This window comes from Aureimonas sp. CAS (genome assembly GCF_059838215.1).
This window is the reverse complement of record NZ_CM187563.1, coordinates 1,316,356-1,331,187: the sequence shown is the minus strand read 5'-3', so window position 1 is coordinate 1,331,187 and position 14,832 is coordinate 1,316,356. Positions and strand designations below refer to the sequence as shown.

At 69.3% G+C, this 14,832-nt stretch carries 14 protein-coding genes; 6 read left to right on the top strand and 8 right to left on the bottom strand.

The annotated features are described in order from the left end of the window. Window positions 1-102 precede the first annotated feature (102 nt). Window positions 103-1,335 (top strand): phenylacetate--CoA ligase family protein, encoded by a 1,233-nt coding sequence (locus AC6R2M_RS06480; RefSeq protein ID WP_500486627.1) that lies wholly within the window; start codon window positions 103-105, stop codon window positions 1,333-1,335. 7 nt (window positions 1,336-1,342) lie between these two features. Here AC6R2M_RS06480 and AC6R2M_RS06475 read toward each other — a convergent pair whose 3' ends face one another. The 8 genes from AC6R2M_RS06475 to AC6R2M_RS06440 form a co-directional block, all read right to left on the bottom strand. Continuing rightward, window positions 1,343-2,134, bottom strand: coding sequence for a thioesterase family protein (locus tag AC6R2M_RS06475; protein ID WP_500486625.1), 792 nt, complete (start codon window positions 2,132-2,134; stop codon window positions 1,343-1,345). Beyond that, window positions 2,131-2,982, bottom strand: a complete 852-nt coding sequence (locus AC6R2M_RS06470) for an HpcH/HpaI aldolase/citrate lyase family protein (protein ID WP_500486623.1) — start codon at window positions 2,980-2,982, stop codon at window positions 2,131-2,133. Before AC6R2M_RS06470 ends, AC6R2M_RS06475 begins: the two co-directional genes overlap by 4 nt. After that, the gene (locus AC6R2M_RS06465) at window positions 2,979-3,434 is read right to left on the bottom strand and encodes a MaoC family dehydratase (protein ID WP_500486621.1); all 456 of its coding nucleotides are present in this window, start codon (window positions 3,432-3,434) and stop codon (window positions 2,979-2,981) included. Before AC6R2M_RS06465 ends, AC6R2M_RS06470 begins: the two co-directional genes overlap by 4 nt. Continuing rightward, window positions 3,434-5,287, bottom strand: a complete 1,854-nt coding sequence (locus AC6R2M_RS06460) for an acetyl/propionyl/methylcrotonyl-CoA carboxylase subunit alpha (protein ID WP_500486619.1) — start codon at window positions 5,285-5,287, stop codon at window positions 3,434-3,436. Before AC6R2M_RS06460 ends, AC6R2M_RS06465 begins: the two co-directional genes overlap by 1 nt. Before the next feature lie 7 nt (window positions 5,288-5,294). Continuing rightward, window positions 5,295-6,890 (bottom strand): carboxyl transferase domain-containing protein, encoded by a 1,596-nt coding sequence (locus AC6R2M_RS06455; RefSeq protein WP_500486617.1) that lies wholly within the window; start codon window positions 6,888-6,890, stop codon window positions 5,295-5,297. 9 nt (window positions 6,891-6,899) lie between these two features. Next, window positions 6,900-8,069: an isovaleryl-CoA dehydrogenase gene (locus tag AC6R2M_RS06450; protein ID WP_500486615.1), complete on the bottom strand. Its 1,170-nt coding sequence runs from the start codon at window positions 8,067-8,069 to the stop codon at window positions 6,900-6,902. Window positions 8,070-8,160: 91 nt separating this feature from the next. Beyond that, a complete protein-coding gene (locus AC6R2M_RS06445) occupies window positions 8,161-9,054 on the bottom strand; it encodes a LysR family transcriptional regulator (protein WP_500486613.1) in 894 nt (297 codons plus the stop codon). 31 nt (window positions 9,055-9,085) lie between these two features. Continuing rightward, the gene (locus AC6R2M_RS06440) at window positions 9,086-9,751 is read right to left on the bottom strand and encodes a TetR/AcrR family transcriptional regulator (protein WP_500486611.1); all 666 of its coding nucleotides are present in this window, start codon (window positions 9,749-9,751) and stop codon (window positions 9,086-9,088) included. Between the two features lie 287 nt (window positions 9,752-10,038). On the opposite strand from AC6R2M_RS06440, the gene AC6R2M_RS06435 reads away from it, so the two are divergent. From AC6R2M_RS06435 to AC6R2M_RS06415, 5 genes are all read left to right on the top strand, one after another. Beyond that, window positions 10,039-11,676 carry an ABC transporter substrate-binding protein gene (locus tag AC6R2M_RS06435; RefSeq protein ID WP_500486609.1) on the top strand — a complete coding sequence of 546 codons (1,638 nt, stop codon included), beginning with the start codon at window positions 10,039-10,041 and terminating at the stop codon, window positions 11,674-11,676. 66 nt (window positions 11,677-11,742) lie between these two features. Beyond that, window positions 11,743-12,687: an ABC transporter permease gene (locus tag AC6R2M_RS06430; protein ID WP_500486607.1), complete on the top strand. Its 945-nt coding sequence runs from the start codon at window positions 11,743-11,745 to the stop codon at window positions 12,685-12,687. A 5-nt stretch (window positions 12,688-12,692) separates the two neighbouring features. Next, a complete protein-coding gene (locus AC6R2M_RS06425; protein ID WP_500486605.1) occupies window positions 12,693-13,583 on the top strand; it encodes an ABC transporter permease in 891 nt (296 codons plus the stop codon). A gap of 58 nt (window positions 13,584-13,641) precedes the next feature. After that, on the top strand, window positions 13,642-14,628 hold the full coding sequence (locus AC6R2M_RS06420) for an ABC transporter ATP-binding protein (RefSeq protein ID WP_500487516.1): 987 nt from the start codon (window positions 13,642-13,644) through the stop codon (window positions 14,626-14,628). Then, window positions 14,625-14,822 (top strand): hypothetical protein, encoded by a 198-nt coding sequence (locus tag AC6R2M_RS06415; protein WP_500486603.1) that lies wholly within the window; start codon window positions 14,625-14,627, stop codon window positions 14,820-14,822. The genes AC6R2M_RS06420 and AC6R2M_RS06415 overlap by 4 nt, the downstream gene beginning before the upstream one ends. Window positions 14,823-14,832: the final 10 nt, after the last annotated feature.

Sequence of the window (14,832 nt, the reverse complement as noted above, 5' to 3'; positions counted from 1 at the left end):
CATTGGCCCGACGGCCGGAACGCCCCGCTTCGACGAACCCGCGACGCTTGGCCGCGCGCGGGAACGGAGCGGACGGGTCCGAGGGGATCGGAAGGACATCTGATGCAGCGCTTCGACCAAGACCTCGCCCGGCGCGCGCCGCAGGCGCGCGAGGCCGAGCACTTCCTCCGCCTCCGTTCGCTCCTGAAGCGGGCTCTGGCCGAAGCGCCCGGCTGGCAGGCGCATCTCGGCGCCGTCGATCCCGAGACGATCACCTCGCGCGAAGCCTTGGCGGGCCTGCCGGTGCTGCGCAAATCCGACCTGCCGCGCCTGCAGGAGGAGCGTCCGCCCTTCGGCGGCCTCGCGCTGACGCCGCCCGGCCGCCTGTCGCGCCTCTTCGTCTCGCCCGGCCCCATCCTCGACCCGGAGGGCTTCGGGGAGGACTGGTGGGGCGCGGCGCGCGCGCTCCACTCGCTCGGCCTGAAAGCCGGCGACGTCCTCCACAACAGCTTCTCCTACCATCTGACGCCTGCGGGCGCGATGTTCGAGACCGGCGCCCACGCGCTCGGCTGCGCGGTCATTCCTGCCGGCACGGCGGGCACGGAGGCTCAGGTCGATGCCCTCGCCCGCTACGGCGCGCGCGCCTATGTCGGCACGCCCGACTTCCTCAAGATCCTGCTCGACAAGGCGGCCGAGCTCGGCCACGACGTCTCGTCCCTGACGCTCGCTCTCGTCTCGGGCGCGGCCCTTCCGGCCTCCCTGAAACGCGAACTGGAGTCGCGCGGCCTGACCGTGCGGCAGGCCTACGGCACCGCCGACCTCGGCATCATCGCCTACGAGACGGGCGATGCGGGGGACGGCATGGCCGTCAGCGAGGAGGCCATCGTCGAGATCGTCGTGCCGGGAACGGGCGACCCGGTGCCGGAGGGCGAGATCGGAGAACTCGTCGTCACCCGGCTGAACGCCGACTATCCGCTCTTTCGCTTCGCCACGGGCGACCTCTCCGCGATCCGCACGGCCGACGCGCCGGACGATGTCACCGCGCCGCGCATCCGGGGTTGGATGGGCCGCGCCGACCAGACGACCAAAGTGCGCGGCATGTTCGTGCGGCCCGAGCAGGTGGCCGCCGTCGCGCGCCGCCATCCCGGGTTCGGCCGCATGCGCCTCGTCGTGACGCGCGAGAACGAGCGCGACGTGATGACCCTCCATGCCGAGGGGGAAGACGAGGCGGCGGCCTCCGCCCTCGCGGAGACGCTCGCGGCGGTGACCAAGCTGAAGGGCGAGTGCCGGATCGTGGCGCCGGGATCGCTGCCGAAGGACGGCAGGATCATCGCGGACGAACGACGCCACGACTGAACCCGTTCTATCTCGGGCGCACCGTCAGGCTCTGCGCCAGGGAGCCGAGCGGCCCGGAGGCGTCGTGCAGGATCGAATGGGTCAGGCCGATGCCGCCGCGATCGAAGGTCACGCTCGTGTCGAGGCCCAGCCAGTCGCCGTCGGGCGCGCGTAAGAGGTGCACGGTCAGATCGACGTTCGGAAACAGCGCCGCCTCGGGGCCGAGGCGCGGCGTCACCCCGTTGGCGAAGTCCAGGAGTCCGAGCGTGCGCGCGGTCGGGCTGACGGTCTCGCCGCCGATGAGCGCCACTGGGGAGCGCAGCCAGCCGCGCGCCCGCCCCTGCCCCAGCTGCTCGCGCCGGGTTTCCAGCGTGCGCACGCACAGCCCCGCCCAGACGCCCTCGAACTCGTGCGGCTCGAAGTCCGAAAGCGGCGGCAGGGGCGAGAAGGCCGTGCCGGCGATGGCCGCCGTGTCGAAGGCCTTCAGGAGCCAGGCGCGGGCGAGAACCACCGGGCGGCCGTCATAGGACAGCCGGGCCTCGACGAGCTCGATCGTGCGGCCCGGCCGCAGGACGCTCGTCTCGACCGTCATCGTGCCGATCGGAATGACGCCGAGGATGTCGTAGGAGACGCGCGAGATGACCAGCGGATCGCTGGCGCGCCGCGCCATCATGTCCGTCTCGATTGCATGGCCGATGAGGCCGAGCGCCGGCGCGATGTGCTGCTCGGCCGGATTCCAGGCGCCCTCGGTGTAGCGGGTGGCGCGGAAGGCGTCGTCGCCCTCGCGCTCGAAGTAGCAGGCGTTCTCGTCGAGGGTCATGCGGCGTCTCCTGCGCGTTCGAGAAGCTTGCGGGCCTGCGTCAGATGGGGCGCGTCGACCATCTTCCCATCCACCTGCAGCGCCCCGGCGCCGGGCGCCGCGGCGAAGGCCTCGACGATGCGCCGGGCGCCAGCGACGGCCTCGGCGGTGGGGGTGAAGGCGTCGTTGATCGGCGCGACCTGCGAGGGGTGGATCGCCATCATACCCGTGAACCCGTCGCGCGCCGCGCGCCGCGCGAAGGCCGACAGACCCTCCAGGTCACGGAAGGCGGGGTAGACGGTCTCGATCGCCGCGACGCCGGCCGCATGGGCGCCGAAGAGGGTCAGCGAACGGGCGAGTTCGTAGGGCGGGGTGAAGCGGCCGTCCTCCTCCCGCCCCGTCGCCGCGCCGACGGCCGCCGGCAGATCCTCCGCGCCCCAGGTGAGGCCGGCGAGGCGCAATCCCGCGCCCGCATAACTGCCGAGCTGGAAGGTCGCGGCGGGCGTCTCGGTCGCGATCGGCAGGATCGGGGCGTCGATGCCGCGCTCGCGAAGCCGATCGGCGCAGGCCGAAACGCTCGACGCGCCTTCCGCCTTCGGCAGCATCACCGCATCGGGCGACAGACCGGCCAGGGCTTCGATGTCCTCGGCAAACAGCGGCGTGTCGAGCGGATTGACGCGCACGAGGATGCGGACGCCGCCGCGATCCGCCCCGAGGCGTTTGGCGACGGCGTCGCGTGCCGCATCCTTGGCGGAGGACGCGACGGCGTCCTCCAGATCGAGGATGAGCGCGTCGGCGCCGCTGGCTTCGGCCTTGGCGAAGCGCTCCGGGCGGTCGCCCGGGACGAAGAGAAGCGAACGCAGTCTCATGATGTCGCCTTCCGTTTCACGAGCGCCGAGCGCAAACACTCGCACACGGTTTCGCCGCGCTGGTTCAGGGCCCGGTGCGCGAAGGTGACGATGCCGGCATCGGGGCGCGACCGGCTCTCCTTCAGCGCATGGACTTCCGTTTCGGCGCGCAGCGTGTCGCCGATGAAGACGGGCTTGGGGTGGACGAGCTTGTCGTAGCCGAGATTGGCGACGAGCGTTCCGAGCGTGGTGTCGCCGACCGAAAGCCCCACCATCAGCGAGAAGGTGAAGGTGCCGTTCACGAGGATCTGGCCGAACTCGCTCGCCTTCGCCGCCTCGGCGTCGAGATGCAGCGGCTGCGGATTGTGGGTCATGGCGGTGAAGAGGAGGTTGTCCGTCTCCGTCACGGTGCGGCGGATGTCGTGGACGAGCTTGTCGCCCACCTGCCACTCGTCGAAATGCCGTCCGGCCATCAGGCCTCCCTGCGTTCGATCCGCGCGAGCAGCGTGCCCTCCGGCACCTGCGAGCCCTGCACGGCCTTCAGTTCGCTCACCGTCCCGTCGAAGGGCGCGACCAGCGCCTGTTCCATCTTCATGGCCTCCAGCACAAGCAGCTTCTCGCCCTTGGCGACGGTCTGCCCCTCGGTCACGTGCACGGCGATGACCGCGCCGGGCATGGGCGAGAGGACCGCGCCGTCGCCATCGCTCTGCGCGCCCTGCCCCTCCGCGCGGGGCGGCCCGAACGGCCAGGCCTCGCCGATCACGAAGACGACACCGTTCCAGACGCCGACTTCCGACGACGAACGCGGCTCGGCGCGATAGGTCTTGCCGGACACCGTCACGGCGATTTCGGTCTCGACCGGGGCGTTCAGCCGGAACCCCGTCAGCTGCGTCCACGGGTCCGCGCCGCGCCTGGGAAGGAGAGCCGCCGCCGCGGCTTCGAGCACCGTCGCGGGCGGCTCGCCTCCCGGCACCAGCGCGTCATGGTGGCGCTCGATGAAGCCGGTGTCGACATGCCCCCCGACGAAGTCGGGATGGGCGGCGGCGCGCGCCAGGAACCCCGCATTGGTCTTGACCGGATAGACCTGCGTCTTTCGCGCGGCTTCCGAGAGCCGGCGCGCGGCCTCGGTCCGCGTCTCGCCATGGACGATGAGCTTGGCGATCATCGGATCGTAGAAGGGCGTGATCGTCCCGCCCTCTTCCACGCCGCTGTCCACGCGCACCCCGTCCGGAAAGCGCAGGCGCTCGATCGGTCCGATGGAGGGCAGGAAGCCCGTCGCCGGATTCTCGGCATAGAGCCGGGCCTCCATGGCCCAGCCCCGGATCGAAAGCGCGTCCTGATCGAGCGGCAGAGGCTCGCCGCCCGCCACGCGAAGCTGCCATTCGACGAGGTCCTGGCCGGTGATCGCCTCCGTCACGGGATGCTCCACCTGCAAACGGGTGTTCATCTCCATGAACCAGATGCGGTCGGCGCGAAGCCCGTCCGAACCGTCGGCGATGAACTCGATCGTGCCGGCGCCGACATAATCGACCGCCTTCGCGGCCCTGACCGCCGCGTCGCAGACGGCCGCGCGCGTCTCCTGATCCATGCCCGGCGCGGGCGCCTCCTCGATCACCTTCTGGTGCCGGCGCTGCAACGAGCAGTCGCGTTCGAAGAGATGGACGACGTTGCCGTGACGGTCGCCGAAGACCTGAACCTCGATGTGGCGCGGCGCGGTGACGTAGCGCTCGAGAAGCACGCGGTCGTCGCCGAAGGAGGACGCCGCCTCGCGCCGGCAGCTCTCCAGCATGGCCTCGAACTCACCCGGGTCGTCCACCCGGCGCATGCCCTTGCCGCCGCCGCCCGCAACCGCCTTGATGAGAAGCGGATAGCCGATCGCCTCCGCCTCGCGTGCGAGGCGCTCGGGGCTTTGGTCCGCGCCGAGATAACCGGGCGTCACCGGCACGCCGGCCTCGATCATCCGCGCCTTGGCCGCGTCCTTCAGGCCCATGGCCCGGATGGATGCGGCCGGCGCGCCGACCCAGACCAGACCGGCCGCGACCACGGCTTCGGCGAACTCGGCGTTCTCCGACAGGAAGCCGTAGCCCGGATGGATCGCGTCGGCGCCCGTGCGCCTCGCCGCGTCGAGGATGCGGTCCTGCCGCAGATAGCTGTCGGACGCCGCGGCTTTGCCGATGCAGACGGCCTCGTCCGCCTCGCGCACGAAGGGCATGGCGGCGTCGACGTCGGAGTGGACCGCCACGGTGCGGATGCCCATCCGCCGCGCGGTGCGGATGATGCGGCGGGCGATCTCGCCGCGATTGGCGATGAGAAGGGTCTTGATCATCGCGCCCTCACATCCGGAACAGGCCGGCGCGCGGACGCTCCGGGATCGGCGCGTTCAGCGTGGCCGACAGAGCGAGGCCGAGGACACCGCGCGTCTGCGCCGGATCGACGATTCCGTCGTCCCACATTCGCGCCGTTGCGTAATAGGGGTTGCCCTCGTCCTCGTATTTCTGGCGGATCGGCGCCTTGAAGGCCTCCGCCTCCTCCGCGCTCCAAGTCTCGGCGTCGCGGTGGACGGTCGCCAGAACGCTGGCCGCCTGCTCGCCGCCCATCACCGAGATGCGCGCGTTCGGCCATGTGAACAGGAAGCGCGGGCTGTAGGCCCGGCCGCACATGCCGTAGTTCCCGGCGCCGAAGCTGCCGCCGATCAGGACGGTGATCTTCGGGACGGTGGCGGTGGCCACGGCCGTCACCAGCTTGGCGCCGTTCTTGGCGATGCCCTCGCCCTCGTACTTGCCGCCGACCATGAAGCCCGAGATGTTCTGCAGGAACAGAAGCGGCACCCGGCGCTGGCAGGCGAGCTCGATGAAGTGAGCGCCCTTCAGCGCGCTTTCGGAAAAGAGCACGCCGTTGTTGGCGAGGATCGCGACCGGCATGCCCCAGATCCGTGCGAAGCCGCAGACGAGCGTCGTGCCGTAGAGCGCCTTGAACTCGTGGAACTCCGAGGCGTCCACCAGACGCGCGATCACCTCGCGAACGTCGTAGGCGGTGCGCAGATCGGTCGGCAGGACGCCGTAGATCTCGTCCGGCGAGAAGCGCGGCGCCTTCGGCTCGGCGATCTCGATGTCCGCGGGTTTCGAGCGGTTGAGCGTCGAGACGATGTCGCGCACGATGTCGAGCGCGTGCTCGTCGTTCTCGGCCACGTGATCGACGACGCCGGAGCGGCGACCGTGCGTCTCCGCCCCGCCAAGCTCCTCGGCCGAGATGATCTCGCCCGTCGCGGCCTTCACCAGCGGCGGCCCGGCGAGGAAGATCGTCCCCTGGTTCCGCACGATCACCGTCTCGTCGCACATGGCGGGGACATAGGCGCCGCCGGCCGTGCAGGAGCCCATCACGCAGGCGATCTGCGGAATGCCCGCCGCCGACATCTGCGCCTGATTGAAGAAGATGCGGCCGAAATGGTCGCGGTCCGGGAAGACCTCGGCCTGATGCGGCAGGTTCGCCCCGCCCGAATCCACGAGATAGATGCAGGGCAGCCGGTTCTCGAAGGCGATCTCCTGCGCTCGAAGGTGCTTCTTCACCGTCATCGGGAAGTAGGCGCCGCCCTTCACCGTGGGGTCGTGCGCGACGATCATGCATTCGCGGCCCGACACGCGGCCGATCCCCGTGATCATGCCCGCTCCGGGCGCGGCGTCTTTGTACATGCCCCCGGCCGCCAGCGCGCCGATCTCCAGGAAGGGCGAGCCGGGGTCGAGGAGGCGCCCCACCCGGTCGCGCGGCAGGAGCTTGCCGCGCGAGACGTGGCGCGCGCGGTGCTCGGCCGAACCGCCGAGCGCCGTCCTGGCGGTCGTCTCGCGCAAGGTCTCGGCGAGCGCGCGATTGTGGTCCGCCCGGGCCGAGAAGCTTTGCGAGCCGGTGTCGATCAGCGAAGAGAGAGGCGTCACGGGAGAAGCCTACTGGACGCGCGGCGCGTCGTGCTTGATCAGCTCGCGCCCGACCAGCATGCGCCGCATCTCGTTGGTGCCCGCTCCGATGTCGAGGAGCTTGGCGTCGCGCCAGTAGCGCTCCACCGGCCAGTCTTTCGTGTAGCCCGAGCCGCCGAGCGCCTGGATCGCCTCGCCCGCAACCCGGACGGCCGCCTCGGAGGCGAACAGGATGCAGCCCGCCGCATCGAAGCGGGTGACCTTTCCGGCGTCGCAGGCCCTCGCGACGGAATAGCAGTAGGAGCGCGAGGCGTTCAGCGCGACATACATGTCCGCGACCTTCGCCTGCATCAGCTGGAATTCGCCGATCGGGCGGCCGAACTGCTTGCGCTCGCGAACATAGGGCAGAACCACGTCGAGGCAGGCCTGCATGATGCCGACCTGGATGCCGGACAGGACGACGCGCTCGTAGTCCAGCCCCGACATGAGCACCCTCACGCCGCCGTCGAGCGGCCCCATCAGTTGGCTCTCGGGCACGAAGCAGTCGTCGAAGACCAGTTCGGCCGTGGGCGAGCCGCGCATTCCCACCTTGTCGATCGTCTGGCCGATCGAGAAGCCGGGGAAGTCCTTCTCGATGAGGAAGGTCGAGATCCCCTTCGAGCCCGCCTCCGGGTTCGTCTTCGCGTAGACGACGAGCGTATCGGCGTAGGTGGCGTTGGTGATCCAGAATTTCGTGCCGTTCAGGCGCCAGCCGCCGTCCACCTTGTCGGCGCGCAGCTTCATCGAGACGACGTCGGAGCCCGCGCCGGACTCCGACATGGCGAGGCTTCCCAGATGCTCGCCGGAGACGAGCTTGGGCAGATATTTCGCCTTCTGCTCCGGCGTCGCCCAGCGGCGGATCTGGTTGATGCAGAGGTTGGAGTGCGCGCCGTAGCTGAGGCCGATGGAGGCGGACGAGCGGCTCACCTCCTCACAGGCGACGAGATGCTCCAGATAGCCGAGGCCGAGCCCGCCGAACTCCTCCTCAACCGTGATTCCGTGAAGCCCGAGCTCGCCCATCTGCGGCCAGAGCTCACGGGGAAAACTGTCCTCGGCGTCGACGCGGGCCGCGATCGGCTCGATGCGATCCACCGAAAAGCGCCGCGTCGTCTCGCGGATCGAATCCGCCATTTCGCCGAGACCGTAATCCAGCTCCGCCATCGCGCCCTCCCGTTCGCTCTAGCGGGCGATGTTAGAGGCTCGGAGGCGATCCGCAAAATTGAAAGAGGCTCAAGCTCGGCATAGAGCGCGTCTATGGTTCCAACGCCTCGTCGAGCGCCTCGGCCACGACGCTGGCGAGGGCGTCGCCCAGATCGTTGGATGCGAGGAGGGATGCGTTGGCATGCGGCGCGAAGACGAGCCCCAGCTCGCGCGTGAAGGCGAAATCCTCCAGGGCCAGACGGGCCACGCCGGCCTCCCTGAAGCCCGCCGGCATGATCGTGATGCCGAGCCCGGCGCGGACATAGGCGAGCGCCTTGTCGTCGCTCGTCGTGCGCGCGGAGAAGAAGGGCCGGATGCCGCGCGCGGTGAAGAAGCGGCTCGTCTCCGACAGGAGTTCGCAGTGGCGTCGCACCAGCATCGGCTCACCCGCCAGATCCTCGGTGCGCAGCACGGCCCTGCCGGCCAGAGGGTGGGTGGCGGACAGCGCGAGTCCATAGGTCTCGGTCGCGATCGCGCGGCCGGTCCGGCGGTCGTCCGCGTCGCGCAGGATCGTCAGCGCCATGTCGATGCGCCCACGCGCGAGCCGGGCGCGCAGGTCGCGCTCGTTGCCCTCGACGATCTCGATCCGCCCCCGCCCGTCCGACGTCCGCCATGCCGCGACCGCTTCCTCGATCCAGCCGCGCGGAATGGTGGAGAGGACCCCGAGCCGCAGCACCGTCAGCGGCTCGGACCGCGCGGCGTCGCGCTCGGCGGCGGCAAAGCCCGCTTCGATCGCCCGCGCATGCGAGAGCAGCCCGACGCCCGCTTCCGTCAGCTCCACGCGGCGGCTGGTGCGGTGGAAGAGCTTGCGCCCGAGACCCTCCTCCAGACGCGAGATGCCGACCGAAAGCGTCGGCTGCGACACGTTGCAGCCGGCTGCGGCGCGCGTGAAGCTGCCCGTGTCGACGACGGCCAGGAAGTAGCGCAGATGGTAGCGGTCGATCATAGACGAAGTCTATGCCGGCCCATGACGCCCCTCAACCGACCGGCGTCGCGGTTTCCGCCTGCAATCCGGCGAGAACCAGCGTGATCGCCTCCGCGCGGCGGACCGCGAGGAACTCCGCCGCGTCGAAATCGAGCCCCAGCAGGGCGGCGGCCGTGTGCTGGTTGGAGATGTGGACGAAGCTCAGGCCCAGGATGCTGAGATACAGATGCTCGGGCGCGACACGGCGCCTGAAGACGCCCTGCTCGATCCCGGCCTCGACCAGACCGGCCAGCCGCGTCATCAAGGGGCGCGAGGCGTCGAAGATCTCCGGCATCGCCCGCACCACCCGGCCTTCGTTCAGATTCTCCACGCGCATCATGCGCGGAAACTCCGGGTGCTCCAGCATGTAGTCGAAGGTGAAGGCGACGAAGCGCGCCAGTCCGTCGCGCGGGTCGCGCTCCTCGAAGCCGAGCATCCGCTCCGCCTGCCGAAGGTCGGCGTAGACCCGCTCGAGCGCCGCCCGGTAGAGGCCCTCCTTGCTCGAATAATAGTGGTAGAGCATCCGCACATTGCAGCCGGCCGCCTCGACGATGCGCGAGGTACTGGCCCCGGCGAAGCCGAGCCGCCCGAACTCGTCGATTCCCGCAGCCAGGATCCGCCCGGCCGTATCGGACGGCGCGTCCCGTTCGCTGCCGGCCGACGCGTCACGCTTCAGCACGCTGGACGCGCCCCTGCCGAACTCGAATCCATTGTATTGCTCATATCGTATGCAGATTTCCCAAGTGTTGAGCAGGTGAGCACTTTCCGCTCGCAAGCGCATTGACGGGCCGGGTAAGTATGCGCTTACCTGCCGAACAAGGGAAGCGGGCCGGACGTATTCATCAGTAAAACTGACGATATATCATCCGACCTTCCTACGGAGCCAAAGTCGAACTGATCAAGGCGCGAGAAACCTCCGGTTCTCGCGAACGACATCACTTGTCCATTCAAGGGAATGCATCGCTCATGACGAAGGTTTTTCTTTCCGGAACCGCCCTTCTTCTCGTCCTCGGATCGGTTTCGCTTGCGCAGGATGCGGAAAGCGTGCTGCGCATCGGCATGACGGCGGCGGACATTCCGCGCACGCTCGGCCAGCCGGATCAGGGCTTCGAAGGCAACCGCTTCACCGGCCTGACCATGTACGACGCGCTCACCGCCTGGGATCTCTCGAAGGAGGACGCGCCTTCGACGCTGATCCCGGGTCTTGCGACCGAATGGGCGGTGGACGAGAGCGACACGACGAAGTGGACCTTCAAGCTGCGCGAGGGCGTGACCTTCCATGACGGCTCGCCCTTCGACGCCGAGGCGGTCGTCTGGAACGTCGACAAGGTGCTGAACGAGGACGCGCCCCAGTTCGACGCGAGCCAGGTGGGCGTGACCGCTTCGCGTATGCCGACCCTGCGCTCGGCGCGCGTCATCGACGATTACACGGTCGAGCTGACGACGTCCGAGCCGGACTCCTTCTTGCCCTTCAACCTCACCAATCTCTTCATGGCGAGCCCGGCCCACTGGCAGAGCTTCTACGACGCGGCGCCCGAGGGCGACAATCGCGGCGCCCAGGCCTGGGAGCGCTTCGCGGCGGACGCGTCGGGCACCGGTCCCTGGAAGATGGACGCCTTCGTGCCGCGCGAGCGCCTGGAGCTCGTCGCCAACGAGGACTACTGGAACGCGGACCGCGTGCCGCAGACCGACCGCATGATCCTCTTGCCGATGCCGGAGGCGAACGCGCGCACGGCCGCCCTCCTCTCCGATCAGGTGGACTGGATCGAAGCACCCGCGCCGGACGCCATCCCGCAGATCGAGGGGCGCGGCTACGTCATCCGCTCGAACGAGCAGCCCCATGTCTGGCCCTGGCAGTTCTCGCGCATCGAAGGCTCGCCCTGGAACGACATCAACGTTCGCAAGGCCGCCAATCTGTGCATCGACCGCGAGGGCATGGCCGAGGGCCTTCTCGGCGGCCTGATGGTGCCGGCGACCGGCACGGTCGAGGAAGGCCATCCGTGGCGCGGCAACCCGGAGTTCCAGATCGCCTTCGATCCCGAGGAGGGACGGCGCCTGATGGAGGAGAGCGGCTTCTCCGAGAGCAACCGCCTGTCGGTGAAGACGCAGACCTCGGCCTCCGGCTCCGGCCAGATGCAGCCGCTGCCGATGAACGAGTACATCCAGCAGGCACTGGGCGAGTGCCATTTCAACGTCGAACTCGACGTCATCGAATGGAACACGCTCTTCACCAACTGGCGGCGCGGCGCCAACGACGCCTCCGCCAACGGCGCCAACGCCATCAACGTGACCTACGCGACCATGGACCCGTTCTTCGCCATGGTCCGCTTCCTCCAGTCCGAGATGGCCCCGCCGACCTCCAACAACTGGGGCTTCATCAACGAGCCCCGCTATGACGAACTGGTGGAGCGGGCCCGGACGACCTTCGATGCGGAGGGTCGCGACGCGGCTCTGGCCGAACTTCACGCCGCCTCGGTGGACGACGCGGCCTTCCTCTGGGTGGCCCACGATGTCGGCCCGCGCGCGATGAGCCCGCGCGTCCAGAACTTCGTCCAGCCGCGCTCGTGGTTCGTGGACTTCTCGCCCGTCTCCATGGGCGAATGAGACGCGGGCGGGGCGGCTGACCGCCGCTCCGCCTCTCCGACCCGACCTTGAACGAAAGGCCGGCCCATGCTCGCCTATGCCCTGAAACGCCTCGTCTCCGTCGTCCCGATCGTCTTCTTCGTCGCGCTGGTCTGCTTCCTCCTGGTCCACATCGCGCCGGGCGATCCGCTGGTCTCGATCCTGCCGCCCGACGCGTCGGTGGCGCTCGAGGCCCAGCTGCGCACCGCCTACGGTTTCGACCGGCCGCTGCCGATCCAGTTCGGCCTCTGGATCATGAACGCGGCGAGCGGCGATCTCGGCATCTCCATCGCCAGCGGCCGACCGGTGCTGGCGGAGGTTCTGCGCGCGGTCGGCAACACGCTGCTGCTCGCCGGCGTCGCGGCCTGTCTCGGCTTTCTGGCCGGTCTCGGGCTCGGGCTTCTCGCCGGCTACTTCCGCGACACCTGGGTCGACAAGCTCGCCACCGGCATCGCCATCGCGGGCGTCTCCGTTCCCCACTACTGGCTCGGCATGGTGCTCGTCATCGTGTTCTCCGTGCAGCTCGGCTGGCTGCCGGCTGTGGGCGCGGGACCGGGGGCGTGGAGCTGGACGTGGACGCATATCCAGTTCCTGATCCTGCCGGCCGTCACCATGGCGGTGATCCCGATGGGCATCGTCACGCGCACCGTGCGCGCTCTCGTCGGCGACATCCTCAGCCAGGACTTCGTCGAGGCGCTGCGCGCCAAGGGGCTCGGAGAGGGGCGCATCTTCGCCCACGTCATCAAGAACGCCGCGCCGACCGCCATCGCCGTCATGGGCCTCCAGCTCGGCTATCTGATGGGCGGATCGATCCTCATCGAGACGGTCTTCTCCTGGCCCGGCACGGGCTTTCTCCTGAACTCGGCGATCTTCCAGCGCGACCTGCCGCTCCTGCAGGGCACGATCCTCGTGCTCGCGCTCTTCTTCGTCTTCCTCAACCTCCTCGTCGATCTCCTCCAGGCGGCCATCGACCCCCGGATCAAGCGGAGCTGAGCGCCATGTCCGTCGCAACGGAAGCGGTCCTGCCCGCGCCCCCGACCGTCGAGAAGACCCGAGGCTACTGGCGCACCGTCGGCCGGCGCCTCGCCCGCGACAAGCTGTCGATGACCTGCCTCGGCATCCTCGCGCTGATCGTCCTCTCGGCGGTCTTCGCACCCCTCCTCGGGCTCGCCGATCCCTATCAGGGCTCGATGATCCGACGCCTGCGCCCGATCGGAACCGAGGGGCACATCCTCGGAACCGACGAGCTCGGCCGCGACATGCTCGCGCGCCTCGTCTATGGCGGGCGCCTGTCGCTGTTGATCGGACTCCTGCCCGTCTTCAACGCCTTCGTGATCGGCTCGGCTCTGGGCATCCTCGCCGGCTATGCGGGCGGGCGGACGAACGCCGCGATCATGCGCACGATCGACGTCTTCTACGCCTTTCCCTCGGTGCTGCTGGCCATCGCCATCTCCGGCGCGCTCGGAGCCGGCATCACCAACTCCATCGTCTCGCTCACGATCGTCTTCATCCCGCCGATCGCGCGCGTGGCCGAAAGCGTCACCACCAGCGTGCGCTCGCTCGACTTCATCGACGCGGCGCGAGCCTCCGGCGCCGGGGCGCTGACGGTCATGCGCGTCCACGTGATGGGCAACGTGCTGGGGCCGATCTTCATCTACGCGACCAGCCTCGTGTCGGTGTCGATGATCCTCGCCGCCGGCCTCTCCTTTCTCGGCCTCGGCACGCGGCCGCCCGAGCCCGAATGGGGGCTGATGCTGAACACGCTGCGCACGGCGATCTATTCGCAGCCGCTGATCGCGGCGCTGCCCGGCGTGATGATCTTCGCCGTCTCCATCTGCTTCAACATGCTGAGCGACGGCCTGCGCTCGGCGATGGACATCAGGAACTGACGATGAGCGACACCGTCCTTCCCCCGCCGAGGACGTCGGCGGGGTCCGGCAGCCTCTTCTGTCGGTGAAGAACCTGACGAAGCACTTCCCGGTCGGCGGCGGCCTCTTCTCCAAGCCGCGCGTGGTGCGCGCCGTCGACGGCGTGTCCTTCGAGATCGGCAAGGGCGAGACCGTGGGCGTCGTCGGGGAGTCCGGCTGCGGCAAGTCCACCACCGCGCGGCTTCTCATGCATCTGATGCCGCCCGACGCGGGCCAGATGATCTATGACGGGCAGGAGGTCGGCGGGTCGCTTTCGCTGCGCGAGCTGCGCCGCCGCATGCAGATGGTGTTCCAGGACTCCTACGCCTCGCTCAACCCGCGCCTGACCATCGAGGATTCCATCGCCTTCGGGCCCAAGGTCCACGGCGTGGCGGACGCGAAGGCGCGCACGCTCGCGCGCGACCTTCTGGCCAAGGTCGGGCTGAACCCCGCGACCTTCGCGGCGCGCTATCCGCACGAGCTTTCGGGCGGCCAGCGCCAGCGCGTGAACATCGCGCGCGCCCTGGCGCTCTCGCCGCGCCTCGTCATCCTCGACGAGGCCGTCTCGGCGCTCGACAAGTCGGTCGAGGCGCAGGTCCTGAACCTCCTGAACGATCTGAAGGCCGAGCTGGGCCTCACCTATCTCTTCATCAGCCACGACCTGAACGTCGTGCGCTTTATCTCCGACCGCGTGCTCGTCATGTATCTCGGAGAGGTGGTGGAGGTCGGGCCGGTCGAGGCGCTCTGGAATGCCCCGCGCCACCCCTATACGCGTGCGCTCTTCGCCGCGATGCCGACGCTCGATCCCGACCGGCGCACGACGGAGGCGCCGATCGCGGGCGATCCACCCAACCCCATCGACCCACCGCCCGGCTGCCGCTTCCACACGCGCTGCCCCTTCGCGGAGGCTGTGTGCTCGGCGAACGCCCCCGCGCTGACGGTGGTCGGACGCGAGCATCAGGCCGCCTGCCACATGGCGATCCCCGGCTCGGGACATTCGAAGACGATCGAGGCGCTCGCGGCATGACCACCCAACTGACGAAAGAGACCGTGGCGGCCATGGCGGAGCTTGCGGGCTACGCGATGGACGAGGCGGACGCGGCCCGCGTCGCCCGCGCGATCGGCCCCGCGCTCGCGGGCTTCTCGAAGGTCGAGGCCACCCTGCCCTTCACGGCCGAGCCCTGCGGCTTCGTCGTCGAACAGACGGAGTCGTTCTCGTGAGCACGCAAGC

Coding starts and splice junctions, on each gene's coding strand:
- AC6R2M_RS06480 (WP_500486627.1), top strand. CDS start 103: ATGCAGCGCTTCGACCAAGACCTCGCCCGGCGCGCGCCGCAGGCGCGC.
- AC6R2M_RS06475 (WP_500486625.1), bottom strand. CDS start 2,134: ATGACCCTCGACGAGAACGCCTGCTACTTCGAGCGCGAGGGCGACGAC.
- AC6R2M_RS06470 (WP_500486623.1), bottom strand. CDS start 2,982: ATGAGACTGCGTTCGCTTCTCTTCGTCCCGGGCGACCGCCCGGAGCGC.
- AC6R2M_RS06465 (WP_500486621.1), bottom strand. CDS start 3,434: ATGGCCGGACGGCATTTCGACGAGTGGCAGGTGGGCGACAAGCTCGTC.
- AC6R2M_RS06460 (WP_500486619.1), bottom strand. CDS start 5,287: ATGATCAAGACCCTTCTCATCGCCAATCGCGGCGAGATCGCCCGCCGC.
- AC6R2M_RS06450 (WP_500486615.1), bottom strand. CDS start 8,069: ATGGCGGAGCTGGATTACGGTCTCGGCGAAATGGCGGATTCGATCCGC.
- AC6R2M_RS06445 (WP_500486613.1), bottom strand. CDS start 9,054: ATGATCGACCGCTACCATCTGCGCTACTTCCTGGCCGTCGTCGACACG.
- AC6R2M_RS06435 (WP_500486609.1), top strand. CDS start 10,039: ATGACGAAGGTTTTTCTTTCCGGAACCGCCCTTCTTCTCGTCCTCGGA.
- AC6R2M_RS06430 (WP_500486607.1), top strand. CDS start 11,743: ATGCTCGCCTATGCCCTGAAACGCCTCGTCTCCGTCGTCCCGATCGTC.
- AC6R2M_RS06425 (WP_500486605.1), top strand. CDS start 12,693: ATGTCCGTCGCAACGGAAGCGGTCCTGCCCGCGCCCCCGACCGTCGAG.
- AC6R2M_RS06415 (WP_500486603.1), top strand. CDS start 14,625: ATGACCACCCAACTGACGAAAGAGACCGTGGCGGCCATGGCGGAGCTT.